Source organism: Veillonella sp. ACP1, assembly GCF_000286635.1.
GTDB lineage: Bacteria > Bacillota > Negativicutes > Veillonellales > Veillonellaceae > Veillonella > Veillonella atypica.
The window spans coordinates 23,515-44,872 of sequence record NZ_ALKL01000018.1 but is presented as its reverse complement, the minus strand read 5'-3'; the positions used below and the strand labels follow the sequence as shown (position 1 = coordinate 44,872).

The following is a 21,358-nucleotide window of genomic DNA, read 5'->3' as shown; positions in this document are numbered from 1 at the left end:
TTTGACATATATGTATTGAATTAATGTTGTATGTTTTGTATATCATCTAAAATGTGTTTAAAATCTAGGTGATTTTGTTGTAATACATCTTCTGGATTGTATCGGTCGTAGAATTGTTTGGAAATGCCATAGTTTAAGACGTTCATGGACGTTTTTCCATAATAGCTAGCAATTTTTTGACCATAGCCACCTTCGAGTTCGCCGTCCTCTAAGGTGATGACGATATTGTGGTCTTTTGTTAATTCATTCAATGTATCAGTGTCTAAACTAGAAATACAAAGTGGTTTGACAAGCGTCGGAGAGATATGAATGGCATCATGTATTGCGTGGCTAAGTTCGACCGCCTTATGGTAGAAATTACCGACACCTATGATGGCAATCGTATTACCTGATTGGGTTATGTTACACGACGTTACAGGACATCCTGTTGTATTGGATTGACTAGTTTCGTAAATCGGTGATCCTACAGGAATACGGATGGCGATAGGATGATTGTGATGTTCTACTCCATAACGAATGGAAGATTCTAATTCCTCTACTGTTGTAGGTGCTAGGTACATGAGATTGGGCATGTTGCTGAGCATAGTAATATCATTGAATCCAAGGTGTGTCATATCCTTATTACCATAAATGGACGCGCGATATACAAGGATCAGTGCATTGCTATTATTAATACATAGGTCATTAATAATTTGATCATAGGCACGTTGTAAAAATGTACTGTAAATCGGTAAAATCGGCGTGCCACCGTTGTGGGCAATGCCAGCAAGTAATGTTGTAGCATGTTCCTCTGCAATGCCTACGTCGATGTATTGAGCACCTAATTTTTCACGTATATCTTTGGTTAAACAGAAACCGCCAGGCGTAGCAGCTGTAACGATACATGCAGCTTTGTTTTGCTCCAGTGCATCAATGAGTTGTTTTGCAACGATAGATTCATAGCTGTTGGTATAGCGTTTTTTTGTTTCCCCTGTGTCAATATCAAATCCGGATGGATTATGAAAGCTTTCAGGATTGGTAATAGCCTTGTTGTAACCATAGCCTTTTGTCGTATGGATGTGGAGCACTATCGGTGTTGTCTCTGTTTTACATTCTTTTAGAGCCTTTATTACGGTTGGCAACGAATTGCCATCGTCGACGTAACGATACGAAAAGCCTAGAGCTTTAAAGATATTATTAGGGCTTTCACCATTAGTTTCGCGTAATTGTTGAAGATGGCTATACAAACCGCCGTGATTTTCTGCAATAGATTGGTCGTTGTCGTTGATGATAATCAAACATTGAGAGGACATTGTGGCTAAGTGATTTAATGCTTCATAAGCCTCGCCACCAGAGAGAGCTCCGTCGCCGATTAACGTAATAATTGGATGCGTTTTATGCTGTAAATCGCGTCCAATCATGAGCCCACAAGCTAAACTGAGGCTTGTGGAAGCATGGCCTAAGTGAAATGCGTCGTAGGTGCTTTCATCAGGATTGCTATAACCGGATACGGTGTGAAATTTGTCCTTATTTTTAAAGCCTTCGTAACGGCCTGTTAAAATTTTATGAGCATAACTTTGATGGGAAATATCAAATATGAATTGAGCATCATCAAGGCCGAACACATGATGCAAAGCAACAATAATGTCAGTGGCTCCTAAGGATGAACCGATGTGACCGCCAATGTGTGATGTTCTATGGATGATTAAGTTTCGTATATGTTGTGCGATGACCTCGAGCTCTGATATAGAGCAGTCGCGCAAATCGCTAGGAATTTGAATATCTGTCAGTTCCATAGGTCTCCTACATGATCCATACTAATGGATAAATCAATTACAGTTAATGAAATATATGACTCATTAATAGCTATTATAACATTATAGAGTAAAATTATTTATAAATAAAAAGGTAATTCGGTATATTTAGATATATAAATAAGTGATAGCTAACCATATTAATTTTAGAATGTATCTTTACACACAATATTTTTCACTTCAAAGTGGTATAATAAAAAATACATGACATATAGAGTTATATATATTTTATTAGGAATAGTCATGTTCTATATACCACATTGGAATATGGCAAAACCTAGAATTAATCTCTGTTTGTTGTATAATATATTTAATATTTAATTTTTTAGATGTGTAGTTAAAAGCTTTATTATTTAACTTTTACTTAAATGTATGAAGAAAAATGGTGCGAGCGTACTAATTCTTCATTTTTTTCAAGAGAGGTATATATGCAAAAATCCTTACGTATGGGGATCGATGTTGGCTCTACAACGGTCAAGGTCGTTTTGTTGGACGAACAAGATAATTATTTGTATAAAAAATATATCCGACATTACGCCAATATTTTGGATACTGTTCATACATTGCTACAAGAGGCTCAAGTGGGCTATGAAGACGCAAAAGTCCATGTAGCAATTACAGGTTCTGGCGGTATGGCGATGGCTGATAAGGTGCGTATACCTTTTGTACAAGAAGTAATTGCCGAAACAAAGGCGATAAAAGCGTTGTACCCACAAACTGATGTTATTATCGAACTTGGTGGTGAAGATGCTAAGGTTACGTATCTAGGTCGTACTGCAGAACATCGCATGAATGGTTCTTGTGCCGGTGGTACAGGTGCTTTCATAGATCAAATGGCAACATTATTGCAAACTGATGCATCCGGCCTTAATCAATTGGCGATGAATGCGGATACTATTTACCCAATTGCCGCTCGTTGTGGTGTATTTGCGAAAACAGACGTACAAGCATTGCTAAATCAAGGCGCGTCTCATGAAAATATTGCAAAGTCCGTATTTCAAGCCATCGTTAACCAAACGATTGCAGGCCTTGCATGTGGTCATAAAATTGAAGGAAATGTAGCCTTCCTCGGTGGTCCATTGACATTCTTATCCGAATTACGTCAATGCTTCTGCGACACCTTAGAACTCGATGAAGCACATCGTATCATCCCTGAAAATGGTGAGTTGTTTATTGCCCTAGGCGCAGCTCTCATGAATGATGAATGTCGTGATATTACAGTAGGTGAATTGACGAAGGAAATCGGTGCGCTTATTGGTGTACCAATGGAAGCAACCGATCGTGTGGATCCGCTATTTAGAAATGAAGCGGAATTAGAAGAATTCCGTGCACGTCATGCTAAGGCGGTAACACCGAAGGGTGATATTAAAGATGCTGAAGGTCCATGTTACCTTGGTATTGATGCGGGTTCTACCACGTTGAAAGTTGTCTTGATTAATAGCAAGAATGAAATCATCTTCTCTCACTATGGCCCAAATCATGGTAAACCATTAGAAAAATCTCAAGAGCTAATAGAGAAAATCTATAGTTTATTGCCAAAAGGGGCTTATATCGCTCATTCTGGTGTAACTGGATATGGCGAAGCTTTCTTGAAACGCGCTCTTGGTATCGATATTGGAGAAGTAGAAACAATTGCCCATTATCGGGCTGCTCAATTCTTCTGCCCTGATGTATCCTTCATCTTGGATATTGGCGGTCAAGATATGAAATGTACAAAGGTACGCGATGGATACATTGAAGACATCGTATTGAATGAAGCCTGCTCCTCTGGTTGTGGTTCCTTTATTGATACCTTTGCTACATCCTTGCGTTTGCCGATTGAGCAATTTGCCAAAGAAGGTTTATTGGCACCTATGCCAATCGACTTGGGATCTCGTTGTACCGTATTTATGAATTCCAAGGTAAAACAGGCGCAAAAAGAAGGGGCTACTGTACCGGATATCGCCGCTGGCCTTGCATATTCTGTTATCAAGAATGCATTGTATAAGGTGCTTAAGGTAAAAGATCCTAAGGAATTAGGTGACCACATCGTCGTACAAGGTGGTACATTCTATAATGAAGCGGTGCTTCGTGCCTTTGAAAAATTAATGGGCGTCGAAGTAATTCGCCCTGATGTATCCGGCTTGATGGGTGCTTATGGTATGGCATTGCTCGCTTCTGAAGCGGCAGAAGAGTTACAAAATCAACATAGCACATTGCTTGATAGTGACGGTTTGAAATCCTTGCAAGTGTCTACATCCATGCGTAATTGCGGATTGTGCTCTAATAATTGTATGCTTACCATCAATGCATTCTCTGATGGCCGTACCTATGTAACGGGTAATCGTTGCGACCGAGGTGCCGGTGATATGATTCAAGAGAAACATAAGCCTGTTCCCAATATGGTAGACGTAAAATTACGCCGTTATTTTGATTACTTCCTCAAGAAAAATATTCCTGAGTTTGAAGGTAAATTGCGTATTGGTATTCCTCGCGTCCTCAATATGTACGAAGATTTTCCATTTTGGTTTACATTCTTCAATCAATTAGGCTGCGAAGTGGTATTGTCAGATTATACGACGAAGGATCAATATAATAAAGCCATTGATACGATTCCTTCCGATACAGCATGTTATCCTGCTAAGGCCGTTCATGGTCATATTCGTGATCTTGCCCAAGCCCAAGTTGATTTAATCTGGTACCCATGTATTCAACATGGTCCAAAGGAATTTAGCCACGACAATAATTACCATTGCCCTATGGTTATTTCTTACCCAGAATTGATTCGAAACAATATGCAAGATGTGATGGGAAAAACGCCATTTTATGCGCCATTCTTGCCACTAGCAGATAAGAAATCATTGGTGCCTGCGTTGGTGAAAGCCTTAAAAGATTTGCCATTCTCTAAATCTGAAATTTCTAATGCCGTTGAGACTGCTTGGGCCGAACAAGAAAAATGTAAGGCTGACTATCGCGAGATGACAAAGAAAACTGTATCTCGTCTCGTAGCAGAACAAGTGCCTACCATCGTATTGGCTGGTCGTCCATATCACTTAGACTCCGGTATTAATCATGGTATCCCAGAGCTCATTACCTCTCTTGGTATGGCGGTTCTTACCGAAGATGGTGTAGCACCATTAGGTAAGGATATTAAACATCTTCGCGTTGTAGACCAATGGTCATACCATAGTCGTCTATATCATGCAGCAGAATTTGTAAGTCGTACGGAAGGCTTCCAAATTGTTGAGTTGAACTCTTTCGGTTGTGGTCTTGATTCCATTGTGGCAGACCAAGTAAAGGATATCTTATCTGCAAAGCATAAGATTCATACATTGCTTAAAATTGATGAAGGTACAAACTTAGGCGCTGTCACTATTCGCTTACGCTCCTTGCAATCCGTAATGGAACGGAGTATGCGTAAACATCATAATCCAGAAGCTCCTATAGAGACCGTTATTGATGATACACCAGCATATGATTATGAACGCGTTGTCTTTACCGAAGAAATGCGTAAAACCTATAAGATTTTGGTGCCTCAAATGTCACCTCTTCATTTCCAACTATTGGAGCCAGTGCTTAAGTCTGAAGGTTATGACTTTGATATGTTGCCTGCTCCAACTCGTGAAGATGTAGAGATAGGTCTAAAATATATCAATAATGATGCATGTTATCCTGCTATCATCGTTGTAGGCCAATTGATGAGCGCCTTATTGTCTGGTAAATACGATGTTAATAAAACAGCTGTTATTATCTCTCAAACCGGTGGCGGTTGTCGTGCTACCAACTATATTGGTTATTTGCGTAAAGCCCTCATCGATGCAGGTATGAAACAAGTTCCAATTTTGTCACTTAATGCGAGTGATATGGAACGTCAACCAGGCTTTAAATTGACTAAATCCTTCTTACATCGCATGATTCAAGCCGTAGTATACGGCGATGCGTTGATGCAATGTGTATTGGCTACGCGTCCTTATGAAATTAATCCAGGATCTGCAGATGCATTGTGCGATTATTGGGTTAAAAAATTACGGGAACGTATTACAAAAGCTAATATATTCCAATATAGTAAATATATTAAGAACATCATTGAAGACTTTGACAATTTACCAGTTGATAAATCTAAGCCGAAACCTCGTGTTGGCGTGGTAGGTGAAATCTACGTTAAATTCCATCCAAGTGCGAACAACCATATTAATGAACTTATAGAGAAGGAAGGTGGCGAGGTTGTAACCTCTGGTCTACTAGACTTTTTCTTATACTGTGCTATGGATGGTACATATCGTGCTAAACACTTAGATGGTACATGGCTTTCCGGATTCTTTGGATCCTTGGCTCGCGAAGCGTTAGAATTATACCGCTTGCCATATGCAAAAGCTGTTGCAGCATCCAAGCATTTTGATCCGTTGCAACGGATGACGAAGGTTGCAAAAGAAGCGGCTCATTATATTGACCTTGGTAATCAATGCGGTGAAGGTTGGTTCCTTACAGGTGATATGATTGATCTTATCGAAAAAGGTGCAAAACAAGTAGTTTGCTTGCAACCATTTGGCTGCTTACCTAACCACGTTAGTGGTAAAGGCATGGTAAAAACATTATCCGAAGCATATCCTGATGTGCGCATTGCAGCCATCGACTATGACCCAGGTTCAAGTGCGGTAAACCAAGCAAATCGATTGAAATTGTTGTTAGCAACAATGTTTGAATGATAATGTAATAATCAATTATATAATTACTGAATATAAAAAAAGCGTCCCTAGTGATATGTCCCCTCTTTACTGAACAACCAGTAAAGAGGGGACATATGAGGGACGCTTTTTTATGAAATTGATGAATCTTCTTTAATCATTGTATAGAAGCATACTAATGCTAATACAGCACATACAACCATAACAATCCCCATAGGGATACCAGTATGACTTCCACCAATACCAACTAATGGGGATACGAATCCGGCTGAAAACATGGCTGCAAATCCTAAAATAGCAGAGGCGCTACCTGCTTTGTGTCCATATTTCGCCATTGCCATAGAGAACCCTGTTGATCCAAATACAGATACGGTACAAACTGTAAAGAACAGAATGACACTAGTTATAATAAAGGACCAATTAAAATACATTGCACAAAGGAATAGGATAGAACCAATCGTTAATTGCAATAGACTAGTATGTAAAATGGTTTTTATTTTTACCACATTACTTACTTTGGCACTGATTACGCTAGCGAGGATAATACCGCAACTATTAATCCCGAACATATAACTAAACTCTTGGGCAGATAAATTGAATATATTTTGATATACAAAGGATGAACCCGAAATATAGGCAAAGAAACCACCAAAGGCGAATAGCTGAACTAGAGTCTGGCCTAAGAAAGAGTTATCTTTTAGTAGAGCACCGTAGTTTTTAAACGCTGTTGCTATACCACCGGAAATACGCTTTTCTAATGGTAGGCTTTCAGTAAAAATGAAAGAGCCCATAAGTAACACTGCAGAGAAAACGGCGAGGACAATAAAAATAAAGCGCCATGTAGAAAATAATAAAATCTGACCACCTATAAGCGGTGCAATAACAGGAGCTAATCCGTTGACGAGCATGAGTAGAGACATGAGTCGCATTAATTCCTTACCAGATGCAAAATCTCGGGAGATGGCCTTAGCAATAACAACTCCGATAGAACCTGTTAAACCTTGTAAAAATCGTGCAACTAGTAAAATCTCAATATTGGGCGCAATAGCACAGAGTATACTAGCGATTACACAGAGGATATTGCCAATGATGAGTGGTTTTTTCCGCCCCAATGAGTCACTAAGAGGACCGCCAATCAATTGACCAATAGCGATACCAAAAGTCATAATACCAATTGTCATCTGAATGAGGGACGCATTTGTATTAAGTTCATGAGGCATGATTGGTAATGCTGGTAGATATAAATCAGTACCAAGTGGCGTGATAGCCGTAAGAAGTCCTAGAAATACGACAATGAATAAAGATATTTTCTTTGTAGACTCCATAAAATCTCCTATATTAAAAAAAGGGAAAAATAAAAGTCTGCGAATCGCACTTCGCAGACTGCATTTGATTTTATCTATTTAACAAGGGTATTGTAACATGATTAATAAGAAAAAGCTATAGGTTTATGTATGAGTAACAAGGGTATTGCTTATTAGTATTTGAAATAAAAAGAACAGCTCACGAATGAGCTGTTCGTTTATATTACCAATTCTTAGAAGAAGATGTGGTGAATTTCATGGATGAAATGTTGACCGAAGAAGGAGATACAACCATGCATGATGATGAAGATGATGAAGTATTTGAACGCGCTGTTCATGATAACACTTGCTTCGATTTCATGTTCTAAGTTGTGAGCTTCTTCTGCATTGATTTCTTTGTGGTTTTCTAAGTATGCTTTCAAAGCAGGACCTACGGCACCAATAGAAATTGCAATGGATTGTGGGGACAACATTTTGCCGATACCAGCTGCACCGGAGTTAACAGCTGCTAACCAGAAGCCAAGATCTTCGAAGTTTGTAGGATTTAAACCTTGAGCTGCAGCGATTTGAAGTGGTCCAAACAATACGTTGGAGTTTGTACCGGAACCTGTTAAGAACGCACCCAATGCACCTACGATAGGAGCGAATAGAGGGTATAAGGAACCTGTACCAGCAACCATTGCTTTCGCAATATCTGCAGTCATACCGGAGTATGTCATCAATTTAGCAGTCATAACAACTGTGATGATTGTAAGGTATGTGAACTTCAAGTTTTTAACCGTGGAACCTAATGTACCGAAGATTTCACCAGCTTTTGCTTTTTGGATGAAACCACCAACGATACCAGCGATGAAAATCATGATACCAGGAGTTGCAATCCATACGAATGTGTAAGGTTTTGCACCAGCACCTTGGTAAATAGGTACAGATGTTTTAATGGATGCAAGAGGACCATTGATTGCTGGGAACAATTTAGAGGTTAATAATAATAATACGAAGATTAAGATGAATGGCATTGCAGCCACAAGGCCTTCGCCACCAGAAACTTTAGGAACTTCGCCAGTTTGTTTAACTGCGTATTGAGGATCATTAGGAGGCATAATTTTTGCACAACCGATGATCACTGCCATGATTACGATGGATGCAGAAATTACGGATAATTCAGGACCCATTACAGCATTGATTACAGTTTCAGGAATAGCTAATGCTAAACCAGAAAGTAATGTTACAAGGAATACGCCTTTTAATGCTTTGATACCGCCACCGATAATCATAACTACGAAGAAAGGAGCGATAAGGTTAAGCAAGAATAATTGTACGGAAATGAATGTACCTAAATGGCTTGGATCAAGGCTTGTTAAGGAAGCCAATGTAGTTGTTGGGATACCAATGGAGCCGAATGTTGTTGGTACGGAGTTTGCAACGAGACATGCGATGATAGATTTTAGTGGGTCAAAACCTACGGCAACCATCATAGCTGCAGGAATTGCAACGGCAGTACCGAAGCCAGCCATACCTTCCATGAAAGCACCGAAGCCCCATGCAAGTAATAATGCAAGTACACGAGTATCAGATGTTACAGAGGAAAGCATGGTTTTAATAGTTTCCATAGCTTTCGTATGTACTACCAAGTTGTAAACGAAGATAGCTGCTGTAATAACTAATAGGATAGGCCAAATTGCCAATGCGGCACCTTCAAGGGCACCAGTGACCATAATAAATGGGTCGGATTGGAATGCTGTAATAGCGATGATGAAAGAACCGATTGCAGCAACACTTGTTGCTTGCCATGCAGGTAATTTCAAGATGGATAACGCTACGATCAACCAAATGATTGGAGATAGCGCTAATAGAACGGTGAGAGCACTCATTTCTAAAATCATCCTTTCAAGAAAAATAAAAATATATGCTTAACAGGACGATGTAGCAATAATCAATTTAATTGATGAGTAATTCGCTATTGGATTAAGTTGTAAAAGTTCAGTAATAATAAAAGATTACAATAAAATAACAGATATACTTATCAGAAAAAGTGATATATCTCTTAAAATTTTTTAACCTCATAGCTTATGAGGTTAAAAAAATATAAGAGAGGGGACATAAACAGTGTTTATGTCCCCCTCTGTACTAACTACATGTCCGTGTTAGGGCCAACACTAATTAGATATTAGTAGTTACCTTTGAACATTGTAGCAGGAGCTTCTGGTACATAATCGCCGAAGTAGGATTTGAAGTCTAAACCTAATTCATTGCAAAGATCTTGAACTTCAAGCATTGTACCGTTAAGTACAGGGATGCCTTCAGCTTTAACTTTAGCAACAGATTCATGTTCTTTTTCGCCATGAGTGTAGATGCGGTCTTGACCTTGAGCTTTAGGAGCTTCACGTAATTCTTGTAAGAATTGAGAGAAGTGTTTTTTGATTTCAGCTGGGTCACCGAAGAATTCAGGGTTGATAGCCATGAAGCCGTGGCAGATATTGGATTTGCCGCCAACCATACATTTATTGGAAGTACCACCTTGGGAAAGGATGGAGGAGAACAATTCAGCAATCATGCCGTTACCATAACCTTTGTGGCCGCCAAGAACTTCTGTAGCACCACCTAAAGGAAGGATACCGCCGCCTTCATGACGGGAAATGTTGCCCAATACTTCAGCTGCGTCAGTGGAAGGAACGCCGTCTTTGTTAACAGCCCAACCATCTGGAGTAGCTTTGCCCATTTTGTTGTACATTTCAAGTTTACCACGAGTTACTACTGTAGTGGAGCAATCGAAGAAGAAGTCAACAGGATCAGCTGGTACAGTCCAAGCGATAGGATTGGAACCAAGCATAGCTTTACGAGCATATACAGGAACCATGATTGCTTCGGAGTTTGTACAAGAGAAACCGATTAAGCCTTGGTCGGATGCCATTTTAGCATAGTAACCAGCGATACCATAGTGGTTGGAGTTACGTACGGATACGATACCAACACCGGATTTTTTAGCTTTTTCGATAGCCATTTCCATAGCTTTGTGACCCAACAATTGGCCCATGCCATCATGACCGTCGATAACTGCGGAGATTGGAGTTTCTTTTACGATTTCTGGTTTTGCGTCGATTTTGATCAAGCCATTAGTGATACCTTTGTGGTAACGAACCATACGTTGCATACCATGGCTTTGAATACCGAACAAGTCGGAAGTCAAAAGTACGTCTTGAATGATGTCAGCTTCTTTTTCGGAGAAACCGAATTTTTGGAAAGCATCCATGCTCAATTTTTTCAATGTTTCATAAGGGAAAAGAACAGTGTTTTTTGCGTCTGCCATTGTTAAAACCTCTTTTCAGAAAATATGTACCTGATATAGTTGACTCCACTCCGTTATATCAATGAATGTGATATGATGTCCGGTGAGTTCTATATCCTCTCAAATGACAATGTCAGTATAGCACACAAAGTTGAGTTATTGAATAGTTTTACATAACTTAATGCATTACATAATTTGCATAACTTACGTGAAATTTATCACACAGGTTAACAAAAAGCACTGAAATAATCGATAATACCTTGAAATTATAAATTATGACTTTTGGTAATAGATACATTCCTGAACGTAAAAAATGGTACTTTTATGCGTTGCTTATCTGTTTGTATTGTAGGGGAGAAACTATAAATAAATACTGAAAAGTATCGATATTTATTGTGTATCTACATGGTACACATTAATAAAAGTTATAATGTCACACACTTATTTTGATAAGTGATTTTGTTATATGCATTGATATACAATGTATTCATTGATACGAAGTTTGAAAAATATCGATATTCGTTAATTTTGTTACAGATATAGTGATGTATGTATGATACTATAAATATACATATAAAATTACTGCTATAAATACGATGATAAGCGAGGTGCTTATATGAAAGAATATAAAAGTGTATGTCCCTATGATTGTCCTGATGCTTGTGGACTTATACTTACAGTAGATGACAATAAAGTGACAAAGGTTCGCGGTAATAAAGAGCACGCTTTCACACGGGGCACATTATGTCCTAAGATGGCTCATTATGAGCGTGTTATTCATTCGCCTAAACGTTTAATGACACCATTACGCCGAATTGGTAAAAAAGGTATTGGTCCAGATCAATTTACACCCATTTCATGGGATGAGGCCTTAGAGCGAATTGTAGAAAATTTTAACCATACTATTAATACCTATGGTAGTGAAAGTATTCTTCGTTATTCCTATGCGGGGACCATGGGGGCTGTAAATAGTCCTGCAGCGGACTATTTCTTCCGTTGTATTGGCGCTACTAGTCAAGACAGAGGGATTTGTTCTCCTGCGAAACAAGCAGCATTTAAGTCTGTTTATGGAGACACAGTAGCTATCAAACCACAAGAAGCACAACATAGTGATTTGATTATATTATGGAGCCTTAATGCGACGGCTACAGATGTACATATATTACACGATGTGAATGTGGCAAAACGAAACGGCGCTTTTGTATGGATTATAGATACCCATAAAACATATACTTATGATCAAGGCACACATCATGTGTATGTAAAACCCGGTTCTGATGGTGCATTAGCACTTGGTATGATTCATATCATACATCGGGATGGTCTTGAGGATACTACATTTATTCAAGCATATGTGCAAGGTTATGATGAGCTAGTACGAGATGTATTGCCTACATTTACTCCAGAATATGTTTCCTCTATATGTGGTGTACCGGTTGAAATCATAGAAGAACTAGCTCATGCCTATGCAAAAGCAAAGGCTCCATTTATCCGTCTCGGTAGTGGTGTATCCCGCTATGGTAATGGAGCAATGAGTTGCCGGTGTATCAATGCACTCCCTGCCGTGGTAGGTGCATGGCAACATTTAGGTGGCGGCTTATTATCTAGTTCTAGTAGTAGCCAATATTTTAATAAATCATTCATGCAACAACCTAATACACCAACGCCGTCTAAACGGATGATGCCGATGATATTATTAGGGGATTTGTTGACAAATCCAAAAGCGCTTCTAGAGCATGGATTAGAGGATACTAGTGGCGGGGTTCCCGTTCATAGTCTATATATCTTTTCATCAAATCCAGCTATAACGGCACCAAATCAAAATCTCGTTAGACAAGGTCTTATGAGAGATGATTTATTTACCGTTGTGCATGAACGCTTCTTTACAGATACATGTGCATATGCAGATATTATCTTACCAGCCACGAGCTCTGCTGAATCCGATGATATTTTTAACTCTTACGGACACTATACAATTGCGGCCAGTTACCAAGCTATTCCTCCGGTTGGTGAATCGAAATCTAATTGGCAAGTTATTTCTGAACTTGCTCAGCATATGGGTTTAGATGATCCTTTCTTTGCCATGACAGAACGAGAACTAATTGAGCATATGGTTCGCAATTCGTCTAAACTTTCACAAGACGAACAAGATGCCATTTTACGTGGCGACTTGGTTGAAGTAGCATTGCCAGACAATTATAAGATGGATTTTAAAACGCCGTCAGGCAAAATCGAAATCTTAAATCCTCGAGAATCCATTCCGTTGATTACCTATACAGAACCTTATGGTGATGATGAACCATTCTGGTTGATTATCGGTAATGATATACGTATATTAGATTCTAGTTTTTGTGAACTAGAATTTGATGATTCTGAATTGATGAAGCTACGAATGCATCCAGATGATGCTGCATTATATAACATTAATAATAGTGATGCTGTGGAAATTTATAATAATCGAGGGGCTGTTCGTATTAAAGTATATCTAGATGATACGGTACAACGAGGTACACTTGTGACCCTTGGTGTATGGTGGCAATCTCAGTCCAGTGACGCTAAGGTAGGAATCAATGCTGTAACTGCATCTAGACCGACTGATGAAGCATGGGGGAGTACATTCTATGACGTACAAGTTAATATTCGTAAGGTGTAATGAAAGTTCGATATAATTCGATTTTGCTGTTGAATCAGATTACCATATCATATATAATGTTATCTAATATGATAGTGTAGTACGAAGGGAGATAACCTTATGGATGGAAAAGAAAATCTATCACTGCGCGCCTATTTAGCTATAGGCATGATGTTATTCGCCCTATTCTTTGGTGCGGGAAATCTTATTTTCCCGGCCGCATTAGGTCAACACGCAGGGTCTAATGTAGGATGGGCATTAGCTGGTTTTGTATTAACTGGCGTAGGATTACCGTTACTTGGCGTTATGGCCATGGGCTATTCCGGATGTAAAGACGTTGAGGAACTAGCAGGTCGTGCGCATCCTATATATGGTCTTATTTATACAGTGGCCTTATATTTAAGTATTGGTCCTATGTTTGCGACACCAAGAACGGGTACCGTTGCGTATGAAATTGCGATCAAGCCATTTTTACAAGGCATGACTTTGGATATGCAACCACTGTTCCTTGCTATATTCTTTGGCGTTTCTTTGTGGCTATCGATTAGTCCTCAAAAGCTTGTTAATCGTATTGGCAATATTTTGACACCTGCATTATTGCTTGTTATTTTATTATTGATTATCAAATCTTTTGTTACACCGATTGGGGCATATGCGGTGCCTCAACCAGCTTACGCGACTAATGGTACAGCCGTATTGCAAGGCTTCCTCGATGGCTATAATACAATGGATGCATTGGCTTCTGTGGTGTTTGCTATTCTCGTCATCGATTTTGTACGTCTTACAGGTGCTACATCTCGCGATATTATTACGAAAACTGTGATGGAGGTTGGTGCTATTGCGGTAGCATTACTCGGCATTGTGTATATATTCATTGCGAATATCGGCGCTACAAGCGTAGAGCGATTTGGCTTGTTTGATACAGGCGCACCGGTGTTAACAGCTAGTGCGGACTTCCTCTTTGGGGGAACTGGTCAAATTATTTTGGCTATCATCGTTCTATTAGCTTGCTTGAGTACAAGTATTGGTCTTATTACTTCTTGTAGTACATATTTCCACAAACTATATAGCAAAATTAGCTATAAAATGTATGTTGTCATATTCTCTGTGGCTGCATTTGCACTTGGGCTGTTCGGATTGAAAACAATCATTAGTGCAGCTATTCCAGTGTTGATGTTATTGTATCCGTTGACGATTGTTATTATCTTGTTAGCCTTAAGTGATACTGTTTTTGGCGGTCGTCGTTGCGTATATGGTTGGACTATTGGATTGACCATGATTTCTGCCTTAATGAGCGGTCTTGAAACTGCTGGTTGGGCACCTGATGCCATCGAAGGTTTGTTTACCCAATATATTCCGTTCCAAGGTATTGGTATGGGCTGGGTAAGTTTTGCAATTCTTGGCTTTATCATAGGTCTTATTCATAAGGGATTGGTTTCAGATACAACTAAATAAATGTAGAATGTTACTCGCATTCTCCTTTTATACTCTATTGGCTCAGTCCTTCTTAGAAGGATTACAGTAAAAGAAAAGGGGGATGCGAGTGTTTTGTTTATAGTGATAAAAATCTTTTTTCAAATAGTATTTCCTAGTATAATGTTTAATAAGAAATGAAAGATCGTTTTAGTAAGCCGAGGTAGTTATGAACGAAATTGTAAAAGGTGGTTTGTATCGTCATTTTAAAGGTATGTATTATTACGTGTTAGATGTGGCTACACATTCTGAAACGGGTGAAAAATTGGTGGTATATCAAAAATTATATGATGACCGCGATTTGTATGTACGTCCCTTAGACATGTTTTGTAGCGATGTAGATCGAGATAAATATCCTGATGTGAAACAACAAAAACGCTTTCAATTAATGAGTGGACGAGATGAATAGTGCTTACCGGGTAGAGTTTATAGTTTGTATATGAACTCGTATATAGCGATAGATAGGAGGACTTGTGGAACAAAAATTTTTCTTTTTTGATATTGATAACACATTGGCTGTATGGCCTGAAGGAAAAATTCCCAATAGTGCTCAGTATTGTATAGATGAATTGCAACGGCGTGGCCATTTAGTATCGATTGCAACAGGTAGAATACAAGTTGATGCTATGCGTTTTGCCGAGCAAGCTAGAATTACAAATGTAGTTGCTGATGGAGGTCATAGTATAACCATTGATGGGAAATTGGTATCTATGATTGGCATGAATCGAGATATGTGTATTCAATATTTAGAGTATCTTGAGTCAAAGCATATTCCATGGGCTGTAACAGACCGCAATAAATTGGGGCGCATTACACCGTATAAAGAAATATTAGAATGGCATCCTGATTGGGACGTGTTTAAAACCGTAGTGGATCCAGAGTTCGACTTTCACAGTGTAGAAGATTTCTATAAAATCTATGTATTTTTCAAAGATGGAGAAGAAGAGGAAAAAGATATCGAGCATATGACGCATAAGCTTATTCGCTATGGCGATGGGTGCGTTTTATATGAACCTATGGAAAAAGCATTGGGGATTCGCAATATGATTGGACATTTCAATATGAAGCCAAATCAAGTTGTCGTTTTTGGTGATGGCTATAATGATTTGTCTATGTTTAGACCGGAGTGGTTAAACATTGCCATGGGAAATGCTCGTCCGGAGCTTAAATTAGAGGCCGATTATGTTACAACTGACTGTGATAAGGATGGTATTTACAATGCATGTAAGCATTTTGGATGGATTGATTAATCGTTGGCATAAGACCATTTAGATTATAAATTTTTATAGAATTTTAAAGAAATTCATAGTGAAAACATGATATACTAATAAAGAGCCGCTCATGGGTTGAGCGGTTTTTCTATGTATATATAATTTGGGGAAATTCTATATTTTGTGAGGGATTATCATGAATGTTAAAAGAATATTAGGTTGTGCTCTATTGGGGGGCATGATGGTAGTAACCGCAGCGTGTGGCAATAATAGTGCAGATAAAACGATTACACCTGTTGCACAAGCTGAAACGGTTAATAAGATGCCTAATTTTACAAATGCTCCAATTGCAGATGAATATGCTGTTTTTGATACAAATTATGGACAAATTAAAATTCGTTTGTATGGCTCTAAAGCGCCTATTACCGTTAAAAACTTTGACTACCTTGTAAAAAAAGGCTTTTATAATGGCGTTACGTTCCATCGCGTTATCGATGGATTTATGATTCAAGGTGGCGACCCAACAGGGACAGGTGCAGGTGGCCCTGGTTATGAGATTCCAGATGAATTTTCTAATGATCTTCATTTTAATAAAATGGGGATTCTTGCCATGGCAAATCGTGGGCCGAATACAGGTGGTTCTCAGTTCTTTATTACCTTGGGACCTACGCCTCATCTCGATAATAAACACACCATTTTTGGTATAGTTGTACAAGGTATGGATGTGGTCGAAAAAATTGGTAAGGTAAAAACAGATAAAAATGATAAGCCTGTTGATCCTGTGATCATTAATTCGATTACCATTGAGCCGATTAAGGATGACGCTAGTAAATAAGATGAATCATGAACAATTTTTCACGTATATTGTGAGATGTGCTGATGAAAGCTTGTATTGCGGGTGGACAACGGATTTAAAAAAACGGTTGGATGCTCATAATGGCGTTATAAAAGGTGGGGCTAAGTATACGAAATGTCGTAGACCAGTGTATTTGGTTTATTATGAAAGCTTTCAAAGTAAACAAGAGGCACAGTCGCGAGAATATGCTATTAAAAGACTCAATAGGATACAAAAATTACAGCTTATTGCGTCAGGTGAGAATAGAGAAATTGAACGTATAAATCTATTGAAATAGAGTGTACAAAACATTCAAAACGACCCTTGTTTGTGCTATAATATATTGATATGTTATGACCATGGAGGAGAAAAACATGAAGCGGGTTCTAGTATCCGTAAAAAGTGTACAACGAGACATAGATGGGCAGGATACCGTGGTGGAATTAATTTCTCCAGGTACTTCACATGAAAAGAACGGAGTCCAATATATTCGCTATGAAGAATCGAGCGTAACAGGTCTTGAAGGGGTTAAGACGACCATCAAGATTTACGAAGATTCCATTGTTCTTTTGCGTACTGGTGCTGTGAATATGCGACATCAATATATTCGCGGTGAGGAACGCCAGTCCACATATGAAACGCCATTAGGCGATCTTCACATGGCCGTAAAAACACATGAATTAACAGTAGACTTTCACAATGGAACGGGTCGTGTTCATCTCGGATATGATATTTCCATAGAAGGTGAATGGCAATTTTATAATCAGTTAGATATAGACGTGCGGGAGGATACAGAGCATGGACATGAAGGAAATCCTGAAATCGGGGATTGAACAGGCATTACAAGAAACGATTAATAGTGGTGGTTTGCCAGCTGGGGAATATCCAGAAATCGTTCTAGAAGTGCCACCTCAAAAGGAATTCGGCGATTTTTCTACGAACATTGCTATGCAATCCGCTCGTGTGGCTCGTCAAAACCCTCGTGCTATTGCAGAGGCTTTGATTAGTCATATGGATTTTGATTGGCTTGAACGTGCTGAAGTAGCTGGTGCAGGTTTTATCAACTTCTTCTTAAAATCCGATATGGTGTATGATACCTTGAAAGCTATCTTGAATGCTGGTGATCAATACGGTGTGCAACCATTGCGTGCACGCGATACGATTCAAGTAGAGTACGTAAGTGCGAACCCAACAGGTCCGTTACATGTCGGTCATGGTCGTGGTGCTGCGTATGGTAGTGCACTTGTAAACTTGTTACGTGCAGCAGGTTACAATGTACAATCCGAGTACTACATCAATGATGCAGGTAACCAAATCGATAATATGGCTATCTCCATTGAGTACCGTTTCCAAGAGTTGCAAGGTGCTACATTAGTGTTCCCACCTAAGCGCAACGAAGATGGTTCTATGCCTGAATTCGATATTCCAGAAGGGGCTCTCGTATTTCCTGAAAATGGCTACCGTGGTCCTGATATTATTGAAACTGCGAAAGCGATTGCAGAACGCGAAGGCTTTGATACATTAAATGCTATGAACGAAGCAGATCGTATTGCTTTATTCAAAGAAGAGGGCTTGAAAGAAAAATTAGCTCGTTTAGAAGAAACATTACGCAATTTCCGCGTTACATTTGATAATTGGTTCTCTGAACGTACTGTTCATGAAACAGAAGAAATTCATCATTCCGTAGAGGCTTTGAAAGCCCTTGGCAAAGTGTATGAAAAGAATGGCGCTTTATGGTTGAAATCCACTGATTACGGCGATGATAAAGATCGCGTTGTCATCCGTGACAATGGTGTGCCTACGTATTTAGCGGCAGATATTGCATACCATCGTAATAAATATGACCGTGGTTTTAAAGAAATGATTGATATCTGGGGCGCTGATCATCATGGTTATGTATGCCGTGTAAAAGCGGCTATGGCAGCCTTTGGTTATGATCCAGATAAATTGACTGTATTGTTGCTTCAAATGGTAGCGTTATTCCGTGATGGCAAGCTCGTTAAATTGTCTAAACGTAGTGGCGATAGCGTTACATTAGATGAATTGATTGAAGAGGTTGGTGTAGATGCATCTCGTTACTTCTTCTTGATGCGTTCTCTAGATAGTCAACTTGATTTTGATATCAACTTGGCAAAATCTCGTAGCAATGATAACCCTGTGTATTATATCCAATATGCTCATGCGCGTATTCATAGCATTTATAACCAAGTGCGTGAAGCGGGTATTGCATTTGGTGATTATAGTGAAACTGATTTCACAACACTTACAAGTGAAATGGAATTAGAATTAATTAAGAAATTAGCTGAATACCCAGAAGAGGTTGTTCAATCTGCTGAACATCGTGCACCTCATCGTATTGCTCGTTACTTATACGATTTGGCAAGTATGTTCCACTCCTTCTATCGTCAAGGTCGTATCATTGGCGTAGATCCAGCATTGCAACAAGCTCGTCTTGGGTTAATCACAGCGATTGCTCTTGTACTTCGTCAAGGCTTAGGTATTTTAGGTATTTCCGCTCCGGAAAAAATGTAGTAGGTGGGAGGCATCATGGCAACTAAGTATATTTTCGTAACAGGCGGCGTAGTTTCTTCCTTGGGAAAAGGGATTACAGCTGCATCTTTGGGCCGATTATTGAAAAACCGTGGTTTTAATGTAACTATTCAAAAATTTGACCCATATATCAATATCGATCCTGGTACAATGAGTCCTTACCAACATGGCGAAGTATTTGTAACCGATGATGGTGCTGAAACAGACTTGGACTTGGGTCACTATGAACGCTTTATCGATATTAATCTTAGCAAGCGCTCCAATATTACTGCTGGTAAAGTATATTGGTCCGTTATCAATAAAGAACGTAAGGGTGACTATTTAGGTAGCACTGTACAAGTTATTCCTCACGTTACAAATGAAATTAAACAAAATGTATACCGCGTAGGTAAAGAAGATAATGCCGATGTAGTTATCACTGAAATCGGTGGTACTGTCGGCGATATTGAAAGCTTGCCATTTATGGAAGCAATTCGCCAAGTCAAAAAAGATGTAGGTCGTAACGATGTATTGTATATTCACGTTACATTAGTACCATATATCAACGCAGCAGGTGAATTAAAAACAAAACCTACCCAACATAGCGTAAAAGAATTGCGCGGTATTGGTATTCAACCAGATATTTTGGTATGCCGCAGTGAAAAACATATTTCCGACGAAATGAAGGAAAAGTTGGCATTGTTCTGCGATGTAGAACCAGCGGCCGTAATTGAAAACCAAACGTGTGATTCCATCTATGAAGTACCATTGATGATGCAAGATCAAGGGCTTGATGATATTGTCATTAAGAAATTGGGTCTTGAAGAACGTCCTTGCGATATGACTGCATGGAAAGAAATGGTTCATAAAATTTTGAATCCTAGCAAAGATATTACAGTAGCTATCGTAGGTAAATATGTAGCTTTGCACGATGCGTATCTTTCTGTAGCAGAAGCATTGAGCCATGCTGGTATCGAGACTGATACTAAGGTGAACATTCGTTGGATTGATTCCGAAGAACTTGATGATATTTCTGTAGATCCTAAAGAAGTATTTGAGGGCATTGATGGTATCGTTGTTCCTGGTGGCTTTGGTTCCCGTGGCGTAGAAGGAAAAATCCGTACTATCAATTATGCTCGTGAAAACAAAGTTCCATTCCTCGGTTTATGCCTTGGCATGCAATCTGCTGTAATGGAATTTGCTCGTAATGTATGTGCCATGGAAGGTGCTACATCTAGCGAATTTGATGAAGATGCAAAATACAAAGTTATCGACTTGATGAGTGATCAAGTGGATGTAGATAAAAAAGGTGGCACAATGCGCCTTGGCATCTATCCATGTAAATTAGAAGCGGGTACAAAAGCGCGTGAAGTATATGGTGAAGACCTTGTATACGAACGTCATCGTCATCGTTATGAATTCAACAATGAATATCGTCAACAATTGAGTGATGCAGGCCTTGTTATTTCTGGTACATCTCCAGATGGTCGTCTTGTTGAAAGCATCGAAGTTAAGGGTCATCCATTCTTCGTAGGTACACAAGCACATCCAGAATTAAAATCTCGTCCAAACAATGCTCATCCATTATTCCGTGGATTTGTAGATGCGATTTTGGAACTTAAAAAGTAGAG

General features: G+C 39.1%; 14 protein-coding genes. 10 read left to right on the top strand and 4 right to left on the bottom strand.

All coding sequences use genetic code 11. The features are described 5' to 3' along the window. Window positions 1-20: 20 nt before the first annotated feature. On the bottom strand, window positions 21-1,775 hold the full coding sequence (locus HMPREF1151_RS06835; RefSeq protein WP_009661508.1) for a 1-deoxy-D-xylulose-5-phosphate synthase: 1,755 nt from the start codon (window positions 1,773-1,775) through the stop codon (window positions 21-23). A 446-nt stretch (window positions 1,776-2,221) separates the two neighbouring features. On the opposite strand from HMPREF1151_RS06835, the gene HMPREF1151_RS06830 reads away from it, so the two are divergent. After that, entirely contained in the window at window positions 2,222-6,478 is a 4,257-nt protein-coding gene (locus tag HMPREF1151_RS06830) for a 2-hydroxyacyl-CoA dehydratase (protein ID WP_009661545.1), read from the top strand. Between the two features lie 110 nt (window positions 6,479-6,588). On the opposite strand, the gene HMPREF1151_RS06825 is transcribed toward HMPREF1151_RS06830, so the two are convergent. The 3 genes from HMPREF1151_RS06825 to HMPREF1151_RS06815 all read right to left on the bottom strand — a co-directional run bounded on the left by HMPREF1151_RS06825 (window position 6,589) and on the right by HMPREF1151_RS06815 (window position 11,068). Beyond that, window positions 6,589-7,782 carry a multidrug effflux MFS transporter gene (locus tag HMPREF1151_RS06825; protein ID WP_009661531.1) on the bottom strand — a complete coding sequence of 398 codons (1,194 nt, stop codon included), beginning with the start codon at window positions 7,780-7,782 and terminating at the stop codon, window positions 6,589-6,591. A 212-nt stretch (window positions 7,783-7,994) separates the two neighbouring features. Next, window positions 7,995-9,632 carry an L-lactate permease gene (locus tag HMPREF1151_RS06820; protein ID WP_005375607.1) on the bottom strand — a complete coding sequence of 546 codons (1,638 nt, stop codon included), beginning with the start codon at window positions 9,630-9,632 and terminating at the stop codon, window positions 7,995-7,997. A 296-nt stretch (window positions 9,633-9,928) separates the two neighbouring features. Beyond that, entirely contained in the window at window positions 9,929-11,068 is a 1,140-nt protein-coding gene (locus HMPREF1151_RS06815) for an Ldh family oxidoreductase (RefSeq protein WP_005379755.1), read from the bottom strand. A 595-nt stretch (window positions 11,069-11,663) separates the two neighbouring features. On the opposite strand from HMPREF1151_RS06815, the gene HMPREF1151_RS06810 reads away from it, so the two are divergent. From HMPREF1151_RS06810 to HMPREF1151_RS06770, 9 genes are all read left to right on the top strand, one after another. Continuing rightward, the gene (locus HMPREF1151_RS06810; protein ID WP_009661541.1) at window positions 11,664-13,700 is read left to right on the top strand and encodes a molybdopterin-dependent oxidoreductase; all 2,037 of its coding nucleotides are present in this window, start codon (window positions 11,664-11,666) and stop codon (window positions 13,698-13,700) included. 99 nt (window positions 13,701-13,799) lie between these two features. Continuing rightward, window positions 13,800-15,134, top strand: coding sequence for a branched-chain amino acid transport system II carrier protein (gene brnQ / locus HMPREF1151_RS06805; RefSeq protein WP_005375597.1), 1,335 nt, complete (start codon window positions 13,800-13,802; stop codon window positions 15,132-15,134). A gap of 187 nt (window positions 15,135-15,321) precedes the next feature. Further along, complete coding sequence (locus HMPREF1151_RS06800) at window positions 15,322-15,561, top strand: DUF1653 domain-containing protein (protein ID WP_005375614.1); 240 nt, start codon at window positions 15,322-15,324, stop codon at window positions 15,559-15,561. Between the two features lie 64 nt (window positions 15,562-15,625). Then, window positions 15,626-16,402: an HAD-IIB family hydrolase gene (locus HMPREF1151_RS06795; protein ID WP_005375586.1), complete on the top strand. Its 777-nt coding sequence runs from the start codon at window positions 15,626-15,628 to the stop codon at window positions 16,400-16,402. A gap of 157 nt (window positions 16,403-16,559) precedes the next feature. Further along, window positions 16,560-17,198, top strand: coding sequence for a peptidylprolyl isomerase (locus tag HMPREF1151_RS06790; protein WP_005379758.1), 639 nt, complete (start codon window positions 16,560-16,562; stop codon window positions 17,196-17,198). Continuing rightward, complete coding sequence (locus HMPREF1151_RS06785) at window positions 17,182-17,496, top strand: GIY-YIG nuclease family protein (RefSeq protein WP_038141460.1); 315 nt, start codon at window positions 17,182-17,184, stop codon at window positions 17,494-17,496. The genes HMPREF1151_RS06790 and HMPREF1151_RS06785 overlap by 17 nt, the downstream gene beginning before the upstream one ends. Before the next feature lie 76 nt (window positions 17,497-17,572). Further along, on the top strand, window positions 17,573-18,031 hold the full coding sequence (locus HMPREF1151_RS06780; RefSeq protein ID WP_005375605.1) for a DUF1934 domain-containing protein: 459 nt from the start codon (window positions 17,573-17,575) through the stop codon (window positions 18,029-18,031). Next, complete coding sequence (argS, locus tag HMPREF1151_RS06775) at window positions 17,997-19,730, top strand: arginine--tRNA ligase (RefSeq protein ID WP_009661527.1); 1,734 nt, start codon at window positions 17,997-17,999, stop codon at window positions 19,728-19,730. Before HMPREF1151_RS06780 ends, argS begins: the two co-directional genes overlap by 35 nt. Before the next feature lie 15 nt (window positions 19,731-19,745). Then, the gene (locus HMPREF1151_RS06770) at window positions 19,746-21,356 is read left to right on the top strand and encodes a CTP synthase (RefSeq protein ID WP_009661514.1); all 1,611 of its coding nucleotides are present in this window, start codon (window positions 19,746-19,748) and stop codon (window positions 21,354-21,356) included. Window positions 21,357-21,358: the final 2 nt, after the last annotated feature.